The sequence below is a fragment of the Lysinibacillus sp. genome (assembly GCF_032093475.1).
In the GTDB taxonomy this organism is placed as follows: Bacteria; Bacillota; Bacilli; order Bacillales_A; family Planococcaceae; genus Lysinibacillus; species Lysinibacillus irui.
Genome location: NZ_DAMDAY010000046.1, coordinates 1 through 18,149, shown reverse-complemented (window position 1 = coordinate 18,149; position 18,149 = coordinate 1). Strand labels below are relative to the sequence as shown.

Here is an 18,149-nt window from a genome sequence, read left to right as displayed (position 1 = left end):
TATTTATTTTATTATAAACGCAGAAATAGTTTTTTGTATCTAAAAAAGCCAATCCTACCATAAAATTGTAAGAATTGGCTTTTTGTTAATTAATGTTCATACCACGTTAAGATCTTTTCCGCATCTTGTTGCTCAAGGCTTGATACACTTCCTTTTGTACCTGTTGCCCCTGACATTACTGTTGCTTTAATAGACATAACATTCTTTCGTTTTTGAAAGAACGATTGTGTACTTTCAATAGACTGTATTCGTTTTTTCTCCATGATCAATGTAATTCGACTAAATACTCGATACTGCATAGCTAGTTGTTTTCCATTAATTTGGAAACCCGCTGTTTTATGTTGCCATATACCAAGTAGTATCGTTAATGGGATTAATAGCAACGACAATAGTCCATATGGATAAAAGAAATAACTACATGCACCTATAACAGGGACTAACCAAATAAAATCAATACGATAAAAGAATGGTCTCGCATTTTTTGGTGATCGAATAAATGTTGGATTCCAATCCATATCTGGGAAAAGCTGATCTAATGTTTGCAAACAATCATGCTTCTTAATAAGTGGAAACAACGTAATTTTTCTATCATTTCCATCTTCACCGTTACCTCCAGCACTTTCTACAACCACCGTAGCAAATCCTGTTAATTGACGTAATGGATTTTCAACAATACGAATGGCTTGAATTCGATTCAATGGCAGCGTTATACGCTTTTTCTCTAAAAGACCTTTTGTGATAATCAGTTTATTATCTTCAATACGAACCGTGTAATCATAATAGTTAATCAATGTTATGACCACCGATACAACCCAAGCTACAATTAAAACCAACATTACCGTTAACGCTATTAAAAATGCACCGACTTTCACAAAGTCAGCTAACTCATGAAAAACTGTTTCATACGGTATAATATCGGAAAACTGTGAGGCAACAGCTGCAAGACCTGACAGTACCACGCCAATTCCACCAGATGTTGTTGCTAATACGAGTAAATCACGCATGGACATATGGTAAATCGTTGGAGTTGATCTAGCTTCCTCCATGATCTGTACTTGCTCTTGATCATCCCGTTGTAGAACTGTTTCATTTTTAGCGCGACGCATTTCTAATTCAATAACATCTGCTGCGGCTTTGCGAATGGCTGTTAGCTCGACCTCAGGTTTACCTCCCTTACTACCAGCCGTTTCTACTTGAACTTTCACTAAACCAAAAAGACGATGAAAAATACCCTCGTTGTAATTTAAGCTTTGAATGCGTTCAAATGGAATATAACGCTTCTTTTTAACAAATAACCCATATGTTACACGTAACTCCCCGTCTTCAAACCAGTAAACAAATGTCCGCCATTTTATAATTCCCCCAATGAGCGCAAGAAGGGCCGCGACTCCCCACACTCCGAAAAGTAAAATCGTATCAAAAAAATGGTCACTACGGAAGTTTAAAGAAAAATTAAAGCCGTTACTTACGATAATAATCACAATTGGTAATATCATACTTTTTAATGCTTTGACGCTCGTAATCACAGCAGATATTGGATGTAAACGATTAATCTCCTTAGACATCATCTTCAGCCACCCTTGCTAAATCAGAGATACGAGCACGAAGTAAATCTGCTTCACCCATTACAAGTGCTGGAATCGTATGTACAGTTGCTGCTGTTGAGATAGAAATATTACCTAAGTCGTATTTTTTTAAAATCGGCCCTTGTGTCGTATCAACATGTTGAACCCGAACCATTGGGATTAAAGTCCGTTTCACTACAAATAAACCATGTTGTACTTCAATTTCATGTTCTCGGACCTCATAACGCCATCGTTCCCATCTTATTTTTGGGAATAAAAATATGGATAATATGGCGCTTAGTATTACTACTGCACCAGCAACGAAATAAATAAATGATGGCCAATCAAAATAATAAGTACCGTAGCTTACTAGCCCCGCTATAATGAATAGCACCAATGTTTGTATGACTCCATATAAACGCCACACAGTTAGCCCTTTTCTGGATATTTGATGAATCGGTTGTGATCTCATAGTCGTTCCCCTCGCTTTCTTCATTAGGTATACGGATTTAGTTACCTTTTTGTTTCAACTATAGCCGAAAAAAACCTTACAGCCAATAAGACTGTAAGGTTTAACATAAAGATTACGTATATTTGATTAAGATTAGTCTTCGTGACGGCGTGGAGAACGAGAACGACCTTGTCCACCTTCACGACGTCCGCCTTCACGGCGACCACCTTCGCGACGGCTGTTGCGGCGATCTCCACTGCGAGCATTGTCACGACGTCCGCCATAGCTACGGTTACTGCGGCCACGGTCACCACCACCACGATTATTGCTAGAACGTTCACGTCGCATTGGTAATGGACGTTCTTCTGTGATTGTTACCGGTGTATCATCTGGCTCTTTCGTTAACGAGCGAAGAGCAGCTGCCACAACATCAATTGCTTCATGATTTTCAAGTAATTCCGCTGCAAATGTGCGGTAATCACCTAAATTATTATTAGCAATAAGACCTTCAAGTGTTTCTACAGCTAAACGTTGTTGACCTTCTAATGCTTCATCAGATGTTGGTGGACGAAGTGGTGTCATACGTTTTTTCGTTGTTTCTTCTACAATACGTAAGTAACCCATTTCACGTGGAGTAACAAATGTTACAGCAAGACCTGATTTACCCGCACGGCCAGTACGTCCGATTCGGTGAACATAAGATTCTGGATCTTGAGGGATATCAAAGTTGTAAACATGTGTTACACCAGAAATATCAAGTCCACGAGCTGCTACATCTGTCGCAACAAGAATATCAATTTTATTTTCTTTAAATTGACGTAATACAGAGATACGCTTCGCTTGACTTAAATCACCATGAATACCTTCAGCTAAATATCCACGAATTGATAGGGCCTGTGCAAGCTCATCTACACGACGTTTTGTACGACCAAAAATAATCGCAAGCTCTGGCTGGTGAACATTTAAAAGACGAGATAAAATATCGAACTTTTCACGTTCAGCTGACTTAACAAAATATTGATCAATATTGTCTACAGTCAATTCTTTCGCTTTAATTTTCACAATTTCTGGATCGCGCATAAATGTTTCTGCAATTTTACGGATTGCTGGTGGCATTGTTGCTGAGAACAATAATGTTTGACGCTCAGCAGGCACGTTTTCTAAGATCGAATTAATATCATCGATAAAGCCCATGTTTAACATTTCATCTGCTTCATCTAATACTAATGTTTGAACATCTTCTAATTTTAACGTACGACGATTAATATGATCAATAATACGTCCTGGCGTACCAACAATGATTTGAGGTCTATTTTTCAGTGCACGAATTTGACGGCCAATTTCTTGACCTCCGTAAACTGATAATAATTTTACGCGTTTGTCATAACCAATTTTATATAGCTCTTCAGAAACTTGAATAGCTAACTCACGAGTTGGTGCGATGACTAACGCTTGAATATTAGGGTTTTTTGGATCGATTTTTTCAATTAGTGGAATCCCGAAAGCGGCAGTTTTACCAGTACCAGTTTGTGCTTGACCTAATACGTCACGGCCTTCAATCGCAAAACGAATAGTACCTTCTTGGATTGGTGTTGCTTCTTCAAATCCCATACGCTTTACTGAGCGTAATGTAGATTCGCTAATATTTAATTCTGAAAAATTTGTCAAACTTCTCAATCTCCTTTTTTTCCTTTTAAGTTGACAAATGGTTACATTTTCAGATGAAGTTGTCGGCAAATTCGAGCCTGTGTAGTGGAACGTTTCCGTTACTTAAAAATTTTCTCTACATGATAGTTCATATAGAGCTCTCTTATATGAAAAGGAAAGCCCGGTCTTTACCGAGCGGTTCGATTCTGTCGTAATTATTCACTTTAGAATAAAACCGTTATGTTTCAAAAAAAAGTACTCTTCAACCAAATATGAAGAGTCTTCGCACAAAATGTATCCATTGCTTACACTAGTCTAACATGGCTTTAAATCGTATGCAACGATAACGCATGAGTCGTAATAATCTGACTACTTTACTCACCCTTTAAAAACATTAAAACTTGAGGAAACCATTCAGAACAATCTTCTTCAAAACATATATGATGCTTACCTTTATCAGAAAAATACAAGTTTTTTTCTTTAGAGGATAATTCATCAAAGAGAAATTGTGCCGTCTGGTAGGGTACTATTCCATCCATTTTCCCTTGCACGATATAAACTGGAATTTGAATATGCTGATAATAAGGTTCCACCATTTTAACCAATTTCATAAATTCTATTGTTGACGCTAATGGTACATTGTTAAACTTATGTTGATAGCGTAAAAAAAGTTCATTATTCGTTAAATTATGATGATAGGCTTCAGAAGCTAACATTTTGAAATCCTTTACCAATTGTTTAGGGCTTACATATTTAGCAGCGGCACTCAGCAATACGAGCTTTTTTACTCTATAGCGCTTGGCCAAATATAACGCGATAATCCCTCCCATCGAAAAACCAACAATTATGACCTCATCAACTTTTTTTGCTAATGACCGGAAGGCGAGTTCAGCATCCATTAACCAATGCCTTGCAGTAAACCCACTCATATGTAATTCTTCTCCATGGCCTGATAATGTAGGCTCTTCAACTAACCAATCTGTATGTGCCCGTAAGTATGCTGTGAATGGCTCCACCTCATAAGGACCACCTGAAAAACCATGTATACTTAGTACACCTACTGACAACATCCTCACCTCGTTTAACAAAGATAAACTATATGAATAAATCGGTGGGTTTGATCCCACCGATTCATTAATACTATAATGCAAATGCTTTTAAAACTGTCTCCAATTTCATACCACGTGAGCCTTTCAGTAAAACGATAGAGGATTCATTTGCTTGCTTTAGCTTTTCAATAATAGCCGAATAATCATCTTCTACATACAGTAACCGTTGTGCATCAAAGCGCTCTTTTAATACTTTATAAAGATGTGCCATACGAGGACCAAATAAACAGATATAATCTATTTCCTGCTCATTTATATGCTCCGCTAGTTCTTCATGAAAACTTTGTTCATTTGGCCCTAGCTCTAACATGTCTCCTAATACAAGCCATTTTTCAGGACGAATAGTTGAAGTAGCCATAAATTGAATAGCGGCTTTCACCGAGGTTGGAGCTGCATTATAGGCATCGTTTATAAAGAGAGCACCATTCGATCCCTGTACTTGTTGCATTCTCATGTCTGTTAACACTACATGCTCTAAGGATGTACGAATTTGTTCATTGCTTAAACCAAGCTTATGAGAAATTAGCATCGCCACTAGTGTATTTTTCACTTGATGCTTGCCAAGAACTGAAATAAAGAAATCACCCTCAATTATACCGTGCGTTGTGAAGTTACTTCCATCTGCATTGGCATGAATATTCTCAGCATATAAAAGATTACTTGGGTCTAATCCAAATGGCACTGACTGTAAGTGTGACTCCTTAGCTACTAACTCCTGTAACAGTGGTTCGTCTCCATCATAGAATAAAAGGCCATCTGGCTGCATTCCTTGAATAATTTCAAACTTCGCTTTCGCAATACCTGCTCGTGATCCTAAATCTTGCATATGGGCTTCACCGATATTTGTTATAACTGTCATATGAGGACGAGCAAGCTTAGATAAAAATTCAATTTCCCCAAAACCACTCATACCCATTTCAAGGACAGCTACATCAGTATCTTCATCGAGCTGTAAAACTGTAATTGGTAAACCTAATTGATTATTAAAGTTCCCAATAGTCTTTTGTACTTTAAAAAATGGAGCAAGTGTCCCTGCTAAAATATCCTTTGTTGATGTTTTACCATTTGACCCTGTTATGCCTATAAATGTTGCTTTATGTTCGTTACGATACGCACGTGCCATTTCCTGCAAAGCTAACTCTGGGTCATCCACAAATAATAAAGGGACCCCTTCTGGTGGATTTGGCTCGTCTTTTTGCCATAGAGAAGCTCCAGCACCTTTCTCAAATGCTTGATTCACAAACTGATGCCCATTTGAATGCTCTCCACGGAATGGTACAAATAAATCGCCCTGTTGAATTGTTCTTGTATCAATGGATATACCTGATACAACTGTGTCACCAAAAACTGACACATCCTCATTTAACCATGCAGCTAATTGTTTTAATGTTTTTTTCACAATAATCCCACTCAGTCTTTTTTATAGTGAAGCTGTTGTTTTTCTTCAAAACGTTCAATCGCTAAGGTAATTAGACGATCAATCAGCTCTGGATAACTCACATTTGTATGTTGCCATAATAAAGGATACATACTGACAGGTGTAAAACCTGGCATTGTATTTACTTCATTGATAAAAATGCTATTATCTGCTGTTACAAAAAAGTCAGCACGAACTAATCCACTACCATCTATTGCTTTAAATGCACGTTTCGCCAGTTCCTTTAAGCTAGATACTGTTTCCATCGGAAGCTCAGCAGGAATAATTAATGCTGTGGAGCCGTCCTTATATTTCGAATCATAATCATAAAATTCAGTAACTGGTTTAATCTCACCTGGAACAGAAACTTCAGGATAATCATTTCCTAACACGGCTAATTCAACCTCTCGAGCAGTGATTCCTTGCTCAACTACAATTTTACGATCATATTGTAAGGCAACGTCAATTGCTTTTACTAATTCTTCACGGTTTATTGCTTTGCTAATTCCAACACTTGATCCTAAGTTTGCTGGCTTTACAAACATCGGCCAATTTAATTTTTCTTCACAGCGTTCAATAATTACCTGTTGCTCATTCTTCCATTCGCTACGAATAAAATACGTATAGGGCACCTGCGGTAACCCAGCAATTTCAAATAATTGCTTCATTACCACTTTATCCATACCAGCAGAAGATGCTAAAACACCATTCCCTACATACGGTAGATTTAGAACCTCAAGTAAACCTTGCACCGTTCCATCTTCACCATTTGTACCGTGTAGTAATGGGAAAATAACATCAAACTGCACCATCTTGCCATGCTTATCAATTAAAAAATCAGTAATATTATTCTCTAAAATTGTGGTATCATCACCAAATTGTAATTCTTCAATTGTACTAACAGGTTTTTCTAAACGTTCACCACGTCGCCATTCCCCATCAGATGTAATGAAAATCGGATATACTTCATACTCCTCGAAATTCAAAGCTCCTGTAACTGCACGAGCTGTCGATAAGGACACCTCATGCTCCGCTGACTTTCCGCCGTATAATAAACCGATTCTTTTTTTCATTTTTGTGCCCTCCACATACTTCTTGAGTACTATTAGTTTATCATGAAACGTATTGACAAATGACATAAAAATCTCACCGTAATTTTGACGGTGAGATTTGAGTGTACTTTTCAACGTTTATACCTTGGCCTCATTGCGTCTGGATTTTGTCCTGTCTAGATCCACACTTCAAAATCTATCACATCTGCCAACAGTTTATCTTCATTTGATTCAGATATAAAAACATCTGCCTTTATTATGAAGATTAAATAATATAAATCAATTCATCATGCTCCGTTTTCAATATGGTATTTAAGTCATCCCAAACTTCATCGGGAAAGGAATATTCTGATAGGTTACGAACTTCTATCCCGTAAGCTGCTTTTGGTTTTTCAATCCTATACAAAGATAATAACGCTCCATCTTTAGCAAAGGATCGATAAGAACGTAAAAAGTCGGGCGATATGGATGGAATACTCGATTTGACCTTTCGACGCCAAAAACCAGTACTCCGCTCCTTTTCACGAATTAAACTATTAAAAACATTTGCAACTAGTAAATCCGAATCACTTAAGTGCCGGAAATAGATTTTAGTCATTTTTTCTAAATCTGAAGAATAATAAACGAATCTATTTTGTAATTTGTTAAAAAATGCAGACGTAATCGGTTCTTTTTTATGACTTATGTAGAGCAGTTCTCCTTGTTCCATCGGTGTTAGATGATCTAGCCTCTTTTCGTCCATAAAATCAACCCAACACAATTCCTTCGATTCTGCTGATTTTTTCACAAAACGAGGAACCTCTTCTTCCAGTACATACTCAAACTGTGTATGCATATTAAAAGAACCGTCTTCATAGGAATGTTTTAATAACAGTAAGTGATGCAGTGGTTCAAGCGCAGCCACAAATTGCGAGAATTTTAACCCGCTAAAAATGACAAATTTATCGACATCGTTCATGTGAACATAAATATGATACATAAAATCATCAGCTGACTTTAATTTTTTAGCCACAACCATCACCCCATTCTTCAATACATTATAAGACTAAACATCATTTTTTTGAAACATTTTATGTTAATTGTCGTCACAACTATATACGCAGGCATAAAAGTGTTTTTTGCGTTATAATAGGAATGTTAAACATGCATTTGCATACAAATTTAAGACTACTCATTGAGTACAAGTATTTGCTTAAAATTCCATTGACAATATTCAAAGCAAATTGCAAGCTTATCAGTAGATGAAGGTTATTTTTTCACCAATACCTAACTCCTATAAATTGCTCTCTTCTTTGAACAATTATAAACGAAATAGGAAGAAACGCATCACATTTACTCATACTGAGATACTATTTTAATTTAGGTGGCTTTTATGGAAAATAAACGAAATTTCGCAAATCGTTTTGACTGGACCCTTGCTTTTATTCTTTTCACTTTTCTAGTCATTAGTTTGTTAGCTATTGCATCTGCACAAACATCAGGTCAGTATGGCATTAACTACGTACCAAAACAAATGCAATGGTATATAATTGGTGCCGTAATTATTGGCATTGTGATGTTTTTTGAACCAGATCAATACAAAAAAATGTCATGGTATATGTATGGAGCAGGGATTGCCTTATTGGTACTGCTTATTTTTATGCCTGAAGGAGAAGGCCAAATCGGTGCACCCGTTAATGGTGCTAAAAGCTGGTATCACACACCGATTGGAAATATTCAGCCTTCTGAGTTTATGAAAACCTTTTACATTTTAGCACTAGCACGATTGATAAGTAAGCATCATGAAGTTTATTCATTAAGATCTTTAAAAACTGATTTTTTACTACTTGGTAAAATCGGTATCACATTAATCGTACCTTTAGGGATTATTTTAAAACAGCCTGACCTTGGTTCAGCTCTTGTATTCTTAGCGATTACTGCAGCTCTCATCATTGTAGCGGGTATCTCTTGGAAAATCATTCTTCCTACATTTTTAGGTGGCGTGCTAGCAGGTGGTTCACTATTGTGGATGGCACTTTACATGCAGGATTTCCTTGAGAAAACATTTGGCTTTAAAGCTTACCAGTTTGCTCGAATTTACTCCTGGCTAGATCCCTATTCCTATTCATCTAGTGATGGCTATCATTTAATTACATCGTTAAATGCCATTGGGTCAGGTGAAATTTTTGGTAAAGGTTTTCGAAATCGAGAAGTATATGTAGCAGAAAACCATACCAATTTTATTTTCACAGTAATTGGTGAGGAATGGGGTTTTATTGGAGCTAGTATTGTTATTTGTATTTTCTTCTTATTAATTTATCACTTAACAAAAACAACACTCTTATTAAAAGATCCATTTTCAACATATGTTTGTGCTGGTATTATTGCTATGATTACCTTCCACGTTTTCGAAAATATAGGAATGACAATCCAATTATTACCTATTACAGGTATTCCGCTTCCGTTTATTAGCTACGGAGGAAGTTCTTTAATGGGAAATGCTTTAGCTATTGGTCTTGTCTTTAGTATGCGGTTCCACTATCGCACATACATGTTTACAACACATGATGAAGATGAATAAACATATAGAAAAAGGGAAGTCTCTTACATGGAGACTTCCCTTTTTCTATTGTAAACGAGTTAAGCTTGAACTTGCGGTGTCTGCGTTGGTGGTGTGAGCACTTTTAAAAGTTCTAGTCGAGACTTTGTTACAGTGGCTGTTACACCCAACTTAGATAAATTCGAAACAATCTTTTTCAAATCTACTTCTTTCGTCATACATTCCACCTCAATCTTTCCTCGATTTTATATAACGTTTTATTTACAAAAAAGTTTCATTTTTCTAAGAGTAGATGTCTGACAAATTTATCATAGCACTTAACTTACATAAAATTTTTTTCAATTTTGTCACATTGTAAATTTTTTATACCCATCACTCTTTACTACCAAACATATTTAAACTGCCCGAAGTGGCTTTATTTTATTCACTGACTTGCTCTTTTGTTTTAAGCGGCACCTCTTTCCTACCGATTCATTACTCATTATCCAAAGATATCCCTCCACATTCTTGTAATCGCAAGATTAAGAAGGTTAGAATATACATATTGAAATATCGTATGAAAGCAGGGAACTGTATGAAGAAGGCAATTTTATTATTGATGTCTGTTCAATTCCTCGTCTATCTTGGATTTGGCATTATTATTCCTGTCTTACCAGAGGTGATTGTACAGCAAAATTGGCATGATCTCCACGTTGGTGGATTATTAACTGTCTACTCACTTGCAAGTTTTTTCACAGCACCATTTTGGGGCATGCTATCCGATAAGGTAGGGCGTAAACATTTAATTTTAACAGGTCTTGTTGGATTTAGCCTTAGCTTTGTTATTTTTTCATTATTTATTGATAACCTGACTATTTTGTATGTCTCTCGTATTATTGGTGGTTTATTTTCAGGAGCATTATATACAGCAGTAACAGGATTTATCGCAGATATGTCCAGTGAAGAGGATCGTAATAAATATATGGGCTTTATGGGCATGTCCATTGGTCTTGGTTTTATTTTCGGTCCAGCAATCGGTGGTATGCTAGGACATTATAGCTTGCAATTACCGTTTATTGCTTCCGCAATATTAATTGCACTATTATTTATTTATGCAAGTTTCGTCTTAAAAGAACCAGAAAAACGAAAAGATTCGAATAAACGTGCTATTGTGCCAAAAGGCGCTGGTAAAATGCTACAATACCGAGTGCGTTACCTCTTTCTGTTTTCATTTTTAGTAACCTTTATGCTAGCTGGTGTTGAGGCTACATTCCAATTATTCCAAATCGAAAAAATTCACATTACACCTTTGCAAATTGGGTATTTATTTATGTTTAGTGGCTTTGTTGATGCTGCAATTCAAGGTGGCGTCGTTCGGCGTATAAAAAACGGTAGCGAGACAACCTGGTTAATCGGCGCACAAATTGTAACAGCTATAGGAATGCTTTTATTCACACTAACTACTAACCTTTTTATGGCTGGCCTAGCCCTTTGTGTCTTTACAGCTGGTAATGCACTTGCTAGAACATGTGTGGTATCGCTCTCCTCTAAAGAATCTGGAGGACAATATGGTACTGCCGCAGGGCTCTCCTATTCAATGGATAACTTAGGTCGTATTCTCGGCCCACTCTTTTTCACTTGGCTATTTACAGTACAAGCTAGTCTTGGTTATTATACTTCGGCAGTGATTGCTATTTTGTCGATAAGTCTTATTTATATATATAAGGCATCAAAAAAATCATTGCGTTATGAATAGTTTTGACTTCTACAGCACATTTCGTATTGCTAAGTCATGATTACAATTCTATGCAAGTGCTTATGTTTAAACAAGATTATCATGCACAATGCTTTCTCCCCTCTCCTGTTCTGATAGGATGAAGAAAATAGCTAGCCATGCTCTTATTTTTTAAATGGAGATATCAAGCTACTTCAAGCTGAAATGTGTTATCATTGGAGATTGGTTTTGGATTAGGACTTGATTAAGGTGTTGGAGTATCTTTGATCAGTTTCCGAGCTACGCCATTTCCATATGATCTAGCCATTTCGTATCTTCTTTCCTCTTTTGAAGTAGGCTATACTAAAGTATGTTGTTAACAATAGTAAAGGCAGGTGTAGGAATGAGCATTTTTACAGATATACAATATTTAGTCCCTTTAACTTTATTTTTTAATATTTTATTAGCTATGACCATCATTTTTTTAGAACGTAAAGATGCTACCTCTACTTGGGCGTGGATTCTCGTACTATTTTTCCTGCCATTAGCTGGATTTATTTTGTACCTATTACTCGGAAGACAGTTACGAAGAAAACATTTATTCCGTTGGGAAGGACGTAAGGATATTGGGATAGACAACCTTATTACTTACCAAATGGAAGCCATTCGTGATGAAACATTTGAATTTCGCATTGCAAATGCCGAAAACTATCAAGAGATGATTTACATGCACCTCAGAACAAATAATGCGGTATTAACCCAGGACAACCATCTAGATATTTTTGACGATGGTGCCGATAAATTTGAACAACTCCTTAAAGATATTGAAGCAGCAAAAGATCATATTCACATTCAATATTATATCTTCCGCCTAGATAACTTAGGTACTCGTATCGTCAATGCACTAACTAAAAAAGCAAAGCAAGGTGTCAAGGTACGTCTTCTCTACGATGAGATGGGGTCACGTAATGTGAAAAAGCGCAATTTTAAGGAATTGCTTAATGCTGGTGGTGAAGTAGAAGTTTTCTTCCCCTCTATTTTGCCACTCCTTAATCCCCGCCTCAATTTTAGAAATCACCGAAAAATAGTTGTCATTGATGGCCGAATTGGCTATATTGGAGGCTTTAATGTCGGTGATGAATACCTAGGGTTACAGAAAAAGTTTGGTTACTGGAGAGACACTCACTTACGCATTGAGGGAAGTGCCGTACATCCTTTGCAAACACGTTTTTTACTTGATTGGAACCAAGCAAGTGCACAACAAAAAATGGGTTACTCTGATCGTTACTTCCCTGCGATTCCTAAAAAAGGAGACGTTGGCTTACAAATTGTTTCAAGCGGACCAGATTCGGACTGGGAACAAATTAAGATCGGTTATTTAAAACTCATTAACATGGCTCAAAAATATATATACATTCAGACACCTTATTTTATTCCCGATGTAAGTTTTTTAGATGCCATTAAAATTGCTACGTTATCTGGCATTGATGTACGTATTATGATTCCTAATAAACCTGACCACATGTTTGTTTATTGGGCGACTTATTCCTATGTAGGACAGTTATTACGTGCTGGAGCGAAAGTATACATTTATGAAAAAGGCTTTATCCATGCAAAAGCCATCATTATTGATGACGAGGCATCCTCTGTCGGAACAGCTAATATCGATGTACGAAGCTTCAGTCTTAATTTTGAAGTCAATGCCTTTATTTATGATGCCAATATATCGCACCAACTTGCAGAGCTGTTTGAAAAGGATATTTTTGATTGTACGGAATTAACATGGGAAATGTACAAAAACCGCTCAGCACTTATTAAATTTAAAGAATCCATTTCTCGTTTATTAACACCTATTTTATAAAATAGAAAAAGGAAGAGAGCTAGTTCTTATAGAACCACTCCTCTCCCTTTTTTTATTTAACGCCCAAATATTCTTCTAACGTAATATTTTGTTTTGCAATCTCTTTTGCAATATCTTTGCCCACATAGCGATAATGCCACGACTCATACATATAACCTGTGATGTTTTCTTTGTTTTGCGGGAATCGAAGAATAAAACCATAGTCTTGGGCATGAGCAAATAGCCATTGTCCTGCCGGTGTTTCTCCAAATTCTTCTGTCAGCCATAAATCTTCTTTTCCGCGCTCGCCTATATCGAACGCTAAACCTGTTTGGTGCTCCGAATAGCCTGGACGGGCACTATATCGATCTGCAGCTGCTTGTCCATCACGTTTAACATAGTTTTCATAAAGCGTTGTTTGATATTCAAATGATCGGTAACCACTAAATGCGACTAAATCAAACCCTTGTTGCTTGGCAGCAGCTAACATCTGATTTAGCGCTTGTCGTGCTTCTGGATTTTCCTCAGGTGCAAAAGTTGAAGGAAGCGGATAAATTTTATTCGCTAGCAGAACGCCCTTTATATAAGTTGGTTCAGTAGGTAATGTTTGATTTGGTAGATAGCCATTTTCATCAGGTTGTTGCTCTGTCTTTGCAGGTGTTTCTGGTTTTTCTTTAACTGGCTTCTCTGTTGCAGTAGAATCTTTCTCTGAATTATTTGTTTCTGTTGTTTTTGGTTGCTCATCCGCTGCATTATTAACTTGATTATTTTTATAGTTATAAACTACAAAAATAGCAACAATTAAAGCGATAGAAATGCAAGCACCAAGGATAAGCGGAAGACGATTGTTTTTCACTATTTATGCCCCTTTAATAATTATCAGGTATCCCAACGGATGATTTTTAAAAGGTTCATCCTGAAATACCGATTTTATTATATTACCTGTTTGATATAATCTCATTTTAGCACTGTTCACATTTTTAAGTGCAATTTTCCCACGCAAATCTTTACAGTTTAGTCTGTTAGAATAATGACAAATACTATTATAGAAGCTATGGCGAAAAAAATTGCCATATACTTCATCCATTTCGACTCTTTTACATAGCCCTGCTCTTCAAAACTCTTTGCTCTAAACCCGTTCGATAAGGTAAACATAATTGTCATTGCCAATACCGCAAAATTAAATTTCCCCATTATTATAAATACTAGTGCCGCAATACTAAAAATTGCAACAAAAATTGATGATAGCCACTTTCTGTTCATCTTGCTGTCCTCCTAAAAAAATCGAGGCAACAGAAGCGCCTCGACAACAATGAATTTATGATTTTGCTTTTTCGGGATGCTCCGAATAATATTTACGTCCAATATATGTTTGAATAATCAACAATGCACCACTGACAGACCAATATAGTGGTAGGGCCGCCATTGAAGACATCGAGATAAAGACAATCATAATTGGTGAAATATAAATAAACATTTTCATTTGAGCCTTTTGTTGTTCAGGTACAGTCCATAATGATACACGAGCTTGAACTAGATAAACAATCCCTGCAATAATGGTCATAACAATATCAGGTGAACCTAAGCTAAACCATAAAAACTCATGTGATTTTACATCTGTAGAATACAAAATCGAGAAATAAAGACCCATAATAATTGGCATTTGAATCAACATCGGTAAGCAACCCATATTGAGCGGATTAATGCCATGCTTTTGATACAGAGCCATCATTTCTTGTTGATATTGTGTTTGCTCTTCTTTCGTTTTAGCTTCTTTCATTTTTTTCTGAACAGCTTCCATTTCAGGTTTAAACGCATCCATTTTCGTTTTCATCAATTGTTGTTGACGATAGTTTTTCAACATAATCGGCATTAAGATTAAACGAATAAGAACTGTTATCGCAATGATTGCTAAACCATAGCTTCCTGAAAAAATATCATTCCCGAAAAATTCCAGTAAAAACTCCATAGGTTTTACAAAGATACTGTAGAAAAAACCTTCTTTGTTTTGCACAGCTTGACAGCCACTAAGAACAAAAACAGCCAGTCCAAGCATTGAAAATAGCTTCCAATTTTTCATTTTTCCACCTACTATTATTTATCAACTACTGTGAAGTATACCTTATAGGGTCTATCTTTATCAAATAGCAAGTGCTACTAATTCTCGTCACCATTCCATAAATTAATTCATAAAAAAGATGCGAGTTTTAGCTATGCTAATACGTTCGCACCTTTTCTTGTTCTATGCTCAATGTTTTAAACATTTAGTAATTCAGTCTCTGCCATTTCAAAACGGTAAAATTCATGATGTAGTTCATCTCTAAAATGCTTAGGCGTTACCCCAGTATATTTTTTGAAAATACGAGTAAAATAACTTTGATTACAGAAATGGAATTGATCGGAGATAGAAGTAATACTCTTGTTGGTATGTCGTAAGTAGTATTGTGATTCTTCTACACGTCGCACGTTTAAATACTCTACTAATGTAATGCCAACGTGTTCTCTAAAAATACGTGATAAGTGACTCGTACTTATATGAAAATTGTTAGCGATACTTTCCACTGTTAAATCATTTTCAAGCTCGTCATTTATATACATGATCACTTTGTTGACAGTTTGATGTCGGAAAGTCGGTTGTTTGCGATCTGCAATAAAGTAGACAAAGAAATCAATTAAATCATCAGCAAATTGTAAAAACTCTGCATCTTTCATTTGATTTTCTATCATATCGTTACAAGCAATATTAAAAGCAAAAGCTTTTTTCGAAGGCACTTGATTGTCCAGCAATTTACGGGCCACAATGGAGGACAAAACGGAAAAATAACTTCGAACAATTTTTATGACCTGCTTGCCAAAACGTATTGAAAGAATATCAATTAATTCATGCAAAGATTTTTTAGCTTTGGCAGATTCTAAATGGTAAATTTCAAAAATTAATTTCGACTCAATATTAAAAAATTCTTCGACACCGATATATTGATTAATATTATCGATTTCTTGGAAGTATCTTTTTGAAATCGTTTCTGACATAGAATGTTGATGTAGTTGCATAATCTTCCCCATCTTTCCTCAGAGTACACGAATTGCATGACAAAATTTGACACCAATCCTTACAAATTAAAAATAAGAAAATAGTATTTGTTAATTCAATATAAGAATTGAGTCCTATTTCACAATTTTTTATAAAAAATAACTCAAATATAACCCAACTAAAACACCAAATCTTAAAAAAATAGACTATACAGTGAATTTTACCATATTCTGCGAGTTCCTTTCAACCACATTTTAATTGCTACTCTAGTGCTAATTAATCACATAGGCATAGTAGAAACCTCGTAAACTTATCTCTAACAATTAAATTTTACCATATACCTATCAAAAAAAATTAGTCATTAAATAAATTAATTTACAAATTATACAAAACTTCTGACGTCATTCTAATGTGTCAATCGACATTTTTCTATTTTATTCCTAAATCTTCTCTATATAATTTATATGAATATGTAGTAAAATAGATGATAATACTATTTTTAAAAGTTTAGACGAGGTGTTTATAGTGGATCCAAAACAAATAGAAGAAATAATGGAGATTATTAAGGAATTCTTCCCTGAGAATACTTCCATTGCTATTTCTGATACCAATGAATATTTATATTACCAGCCAAGCAAAAAAGTTGATTTAAAAATTAAACCTGGTGACCCTATTAAAGAAGGTTCAGCCGCACACAAAGCACTAAGCTATGGTCAAAAAATTAGCTCTTACATCGAACCCGATGTATTCGGTGTCGCTTACTACGGAATGAGTATTCCATTAATGGAGGAAGGCGAAACAAAAGGAGCAATCACTGCTATCTTCCCGCAAAAACCATCAGCATTCTTAACAAACTACATTACAATCAAAATCGATGATTGCTGGTACCCAATTCAACATGATCAAGTTATTTATTTAGAAACACAACTCCGTAAAACATTTGTTAAAACAATGACTCGTGAAGGTTATCACCGTTTAAACCTAAGTGATTTAGAGCTATTTTTAGCACCTGATTCATTTATTCGTTGTCACCGCTCATATATCGTTAATATTGACTACATCGATGAAATTCAACCAGATTCACACTCAACGTTTTTATTAATTATGAAGGACGGTACTCGTATTCCTGTAAGCCAACGCTATGCAAGCTACTTCCGTCGTTCTTTAGGTTTCTAATTTCTATGTACAGCGAACAATTTGTAAATTGTTCGCTGTACTTTTTTACGAAAAAATTTAATTCCTTTTCTTTCCCCCTTTTCCCTTTTTTACATCGTTTTTATGTTGATATCCTCTAAATTTATACAGCTCTACAATAAAACGTTTTCTCTGTCGAAAAATCATCTTAATGCTCGATTTTCCTTTTTTTACTCAATTTAATGCTAATTCTAAAGTTTTTGTGACAATTTGGTGATAGTATTATTCAAATGGTTGGAGTCATACTACAACTGAATAAACAGAAAATTCATAAAGGTTTTTTCTAGTTTTGTAATCGGTTTCCATCAAAATTATTTAGGGGAGGATTTTTTATGGATGCAAATGTTCAAAAACGCCTAGGTTTAAAAGAACTTGAGAGTAAAATTGTTACTGCAGAAGAAGCAGCAGCACTTATTTCTAACGGTGATGTAGTTGGTATGAGTGGTTTTACTCGTGCTGGGGACGCAAAAGTTGTGCCAATGGCATTAGTTGAGCGCGCAAAAAATGAAGAATTCAAAATTGATGTATATACAGGTGCATCATTAGGACCAGAAGTAGACAAGTACTTAGCAGAAGCTGGTGCAATTCGTAAACGTGGACCATTCCAAGGT

At 35.8% G+C, this 18,149-nt stretch carries 17 protein-coding genes; 5 read left to right on the top strand and 12 right to left on the bottom strand.

The genetic code is table 11. The annotated features are described in order from the left end of the window. Positions 1-89: 89 nt before the first annotated feature. The 7 genes from RT445_RS11535 to RT445_RS11505 all read right to left on the bottom strand — a co-directional run bounded on the left by RT445_RS11535 (position 90) and on the right by RT445_RS11505 (position 8,259). Complete coding sequence (locus RT445_RS11535; protein ID WP_312506962.1) at positions 90-1,565, bottom strand: PH domain-containing protein; 1,476 nt, start codon at positions 1,563-1,565, stop codon at positions 90-92. Beyond that, complete coding sequence (locus tag RT445_RS11530) at positions 1,558-2,037, bottom strand: PH domain-containing protein (RefSeq protein WP_274794685.1); 480 nt, start codon at positions 2,035-2,037, stop codon at positions 1,558-1,560. The genes RT445_RS11535 and RT445_RS11530 overlap by 8 nt, the downstream gene beginning before the upstream one ends. Positions 2,038-2,169: 132 nt before the next feature. Next, positions 2,170-3,684, bottom strand: a complete 1,515-nt coding sequence (cshA, locus tag RT445_RS11525) for a degradosome RNA helicase CshA (RefSeq protein ID WP_274794686.1) — start codon at positions 3,682-3,684, stop codon at positions 2,170-2,172. Between the two features lie 353 nt (positions 3,685-4,037). After that, positions 4,038-4,730 (bottom strand): alpha/beta hydrolase, encoded by a 693-nt coding sequence (locus RT445_RS11520; RefSeq protein ID WP_274797387.1) that lies wholly within the window; start codon positions 4,728-4,730, stop codon positions 4,038-4,040. A gap of 73 nt (positions 4,731-4,803) precedes the next feature. Next, positions 4,804-6,171 (bottom strand): UDP-N-acetylmuramoyl-tripeptide--D-alanyl-D-alanine ligase, encoded by a 1,368-nt coding sequence (locus RT445_RS11515; RefSeq protein WP_312506963.1) that lies wholly within the window; start codon positions 6,169-6,171, stop codon positions 4,804-4,806. Positions 6,172-6,182: 11 nt separating this feature from the next. Further along, entirely contained in the window at positions 6,183-7,262 is a 1,080-nt protein-coding gene (locus RT445_RS11510) for a D-alanine--D-alanine ligase (RefSeq protein WP_312506964.1), read from the bottom strand. Between the two features lie 244 nt (positions 7,263-7,506). Beyond that, positions 7,507-8,259, bottom strand: a complete 753-nt coding sequence (locus RT445_RS11505; protein WP_274794689.1) for a hypothetical protein — start codon at positions 8,257-8,259, stop codon at positions 7,507-7,509. Positions 8,260-8,613: 354 nt separating this feature from the next. Between RT445_RS11505 and RT445_RS11500 the strand changes: the two genes are divergently transcribed. Beyond that, positions 8,614-9,801: an FtsW/RodA/SpoVE family cell cycle protein gene (locus RT445_RS11500; protein ID WP_313470620.1), complete on the top strand. Its 1,188-nt coding sequence runs from the start codon at positions 8,614-8,616 to the stop codon at positions 9,799-9,801. Positions 9,802-9,860: 59 nt separating this feature from the next. Here RT445_RS11500 and RT445_RS11495 read toward each other — a convergent pair whose 3' ends face one another. Next, complete coding sequence (locus RT445_RS11495; RefSeq protein WP_004232019.1) at positions 9,861-9,998, bottom strand: Lmo0850 family protein; 138 nt, start codon at positions 9,996-9,998, stop codon at positions 9,861-9,863. Between the two features lie 356 nt (positions 9,999-10,354). On the opposite strand from RT445_RS11495, the gene RT445_RS11490 reads away from it, so the two are divergent. Next, on the top strand, positions 10,355-11,515 hold the full coding sequence (locus RT445_RS11490) for an MFS transporter (RefSeq protein WP_274794691.1): 1,161 nt from the start codon (positions 10,355-10,357) through the stop codon (positions 11,513-11,515). Between the two features lie 361 nt (positions 11,516-11,876). After that, a complete protein-coding gene (gene cls, locus RT445_RS11485; RefSeq protein WP_274797388.1) occupies positions 11,877-13,334 on the top strand; it encodes a cardiolipin synthase in 1,458 nt (485 codons plus the stop codon). A gap of 52 nt (positions 13,335-13,386) precedes the next feature. On the opposite strand, the gene RT445_RS11480 is transcribed toward cls, so the two are convergent. From RT445_RS11480 to RT445_RS11465, 4 genes are all read right to left on the bottom strand, one after another. Further along, complete coding sequence (locus RT445_RS11480) at positions 13,387-14,169, bottom strand: M15 family metallopeptidase (RefSeq protein ID WP_312506965.1); 783 nt, start codon at positions 14,167-14,169, stop codon at positions 13,387-13,389. A 158-nt stretch (positions 14,170-14,327) separates the two neighbouring features. Beyond that, entirely contained in the window at positions 14,328-14,576 is a 249-nt protein-coding gene (locus RT445_RS11475) for a hypothetical protein (protein WP_274794693.1), read from the bottom strand. Positions 14,577-14,631: 55 nt separating this feature from the next. After that, positions 14,632-15,393 carry a membrane protein insertase YidC gene (gene yidC / locus RT445_RS11470; protein ID WP_274794694.1) on the bottom strand — a complete coding sequence of 254 codons (762 nt, stop codon included), beginning with the start codon at positions 15,391-15,393 and terminating at the stop codon, positions 14,632-14,634. A gap of 176 nt (positions 15,394-15,569) precedes the next feature. After that, positions 15,570-16,364, bottom strand: a complete 795-nt coding sequence (locus tag RT445_RS11465; protein WP_274794695.1) for a helix-turn-helix transcriptional regulator — start codon at positions 16,362-16,364, stop codon at positions 15,570-15,572. A gap of 505 nt (positions 16,365-16,869) precedes the next feature. On the opposite strand from RT445_RS11465, the gene RT445_RS11460 reads away from it, so the two are divergent. Further along, positions 16,870-17,520 (top strand): LytTR family DNA-binding domain-containing protein, encoded by a 651-nt coding sequence (locus RT445_RS11460; protein ID WP_274794696.1) that lies wholly within the window; start codon positions 16,870-16,872, stop codon positions 17,518-17,520. Positions 17,521-17,870: 350 nt separating this feature from the next. After that, positions 17,871-18,149, top strand: a 279-nt coding sequence (locus RT445_RS11455; RefSeq protein WP_483869415.1) for a sugar phosphate isomerase family, incomplete at its 3' end; no start/stop codon positions are given.